Raw genomic sequence first — 1,944 nt, forward strand, 5'->3', positions numbered from 1 at the left:
CGTACACTCTATCCGATTGATCGGGACATTATTGCAGAGTCCGTCCAAAAGACGACACGAGCGGTTATTATTCATGAAGCGCATCATACCGGAGGGCTCGGTAATGATATTGTGTCCATAATCAATGACACGTCGTTCCTATATTTACGTGCTCCAATCGAAAGAGTTACGGGCTTTGATGTTCCTGTTCCTTTCTTCACTTTGGAAGAACATTACCTTCCTACACCTGCCCGTATTGTTGAAGGGATTGAAAAAGTGGTTCATTTTTAAGGGGGAAATGCCATGCTCGAAGTAAAACTACATGACATTGGAGAAGGGATGACCGAAGGAGAGATTGTCCATTACTTGGTTAAAGTTGGGGACTCCGTACGTACGGATCAACCACTTGTTGAAGTACAGACCGATAAAATGGTTGCAGAACTTACTTCTCCCTGCTCAGGTATCGTAAAAAAAATCATTATCGATGCCGGCGAAACGGTTAGAGTCGGAACTAGCCTGATTTATATCGAAGCGGATGAATCAGTAAAAACAGTACAAAAAACATCCCCTGAAATGAAACAGGAAGTAAAAAACGAAATGATTACTCCAACTGTCTTTAAAGAGAAGAATATGCAGACGACTTTCACCCGTGTCTTGGCAGCGCCATACACTCGTAAAATTGCGCGTGAACATAACATCAATATAGAAGATGTCCAAGCATCTGATCCATCTGGAAGAGTGACGGAGGAAGATGTTTATCGATTCCTGAAAGGTCATCAAACTGAAACTTATCAAGAATCAGTTATGGCGGTCCCTCAGTCAGCAGTTCGTCAGGAAACACCTGATGAAATTCCGTTTAAAGGCATACGCAAAAAAATTGCGGAAAAGATGACGAAATCATTATTCACAATTCCGCATGTTACCCATTTTGATGAAGTGAACATGACGAACTTATTTAAAATGAGAGAAGAATTGAAAGCGTCCGGTGAATCGGTCAGCGTCTCTGCTTTCCTCATTAAAGCTCTAGTAATTTCATTAAAAGACTTCCCAATTTTCAATGCTGAACTTGATGAAGAGAACAGTCGGATTCTTCTTAAGAAAAATTATCATATCGGGATCGCCACAAACACAGATAGCGGCTTGATTGTTCCTGTCGTTCACGATGCGGATAAGAAATCGATTAAAACGATTCATGCAGATGTAAAAGATTTGACAGAAAGAGCGGTCTCCGGGAAACTGCAACCGTTTGAAATGCAGAACAGCACATTTACTGTAAGTAACGTCGGTCCGCTGGGTAGTACAGGTGCTACACCTATTATCAACTATCCGGAAACGGCATTGATTGCTTTCCATAAAACTAAAAAACAGCCAATTGTCAATGAGCTGGATGAAATTGTCATCGGTCATATCATGACACTCTCCATGGCTTTTGACCACAGAGTCGCAGATGGTGCAACCGCTGTAGCATTTACAAACCGCTTTGCGAGCCTTATTGAACACCCACATAAACTGATGATGGAGATGATTTAATATGGTTGTCGGTGAAATCAGTCAACAACGAAATCTCATCATCATCGGCGGGGGTCCGGGTGGATATTCTGCAGCGATACGAGGTGCGCAGCTTGGGTTGTCGGTTACTTTGATTGAACAGTCCAACATGGGCGGGGTTTGTCTGAACAAAGGCTGTATCCCATCAAAAATCTTTACCCACGCGGCAAAGAAACGGGAAGAAACGGACCATTTACACGAACTTGGGATTGGTGAAGGTGATGATACTTTCAATTTGACTAAGCTGCTGAGTTATAAAGACAAAGCAATTAATGGTCTTAGAACCGGCGTCGAAAGTCTCTGTAAAAACAATAAAATTGAAGTGATTCAAGGCAAAGCTACTTTTCTCGGAGCAGACAAAATCGGTGTGGAAAATGGTCATCAGTTCGATATTTTTGAATTCGAGCAGGCAATCAT

3 protein-coding genes are annotated in these 1,944 nt (G+C 42.1%); all 3 read left to right on the plus strand.

All coding sequences use genetic code 11. The features are described from left to right. The coding region (locus AC1DSB_RS18625) for a transketolase C-terminal domain-containing protein (RefSeq protein ID WP_477587343.1) at positions 1-270 on the plus strand (270 nt) is incomplete at its 5' end. Between the two features lie 12 nt (positions 271-282). Further along, positions 283-1,509, plus strand: coding sequence for a dihydrolipoamide acetyltransferase family protein (locus tag AC1DSB_RS18630; RefSeq protein ID WP_477532138.1), 1,227 nt, complete (start codon positions 283-285; stop codon positions 1,507-1,509). Position 1,510: 1 nt separating this feature from the next. Further along, a partial coding sequence (locus AC1DSB_RS18635) for an FAD-dependent oxidoreductase (protein ID WP_477587344.1) occupies positions 1,511-1,944 on the plus strand: 434 nt, incomplete at its 3' end.

Source organism: Paenisporosarcina sp. P4_E4_2 (assembly GCF_056401595.1).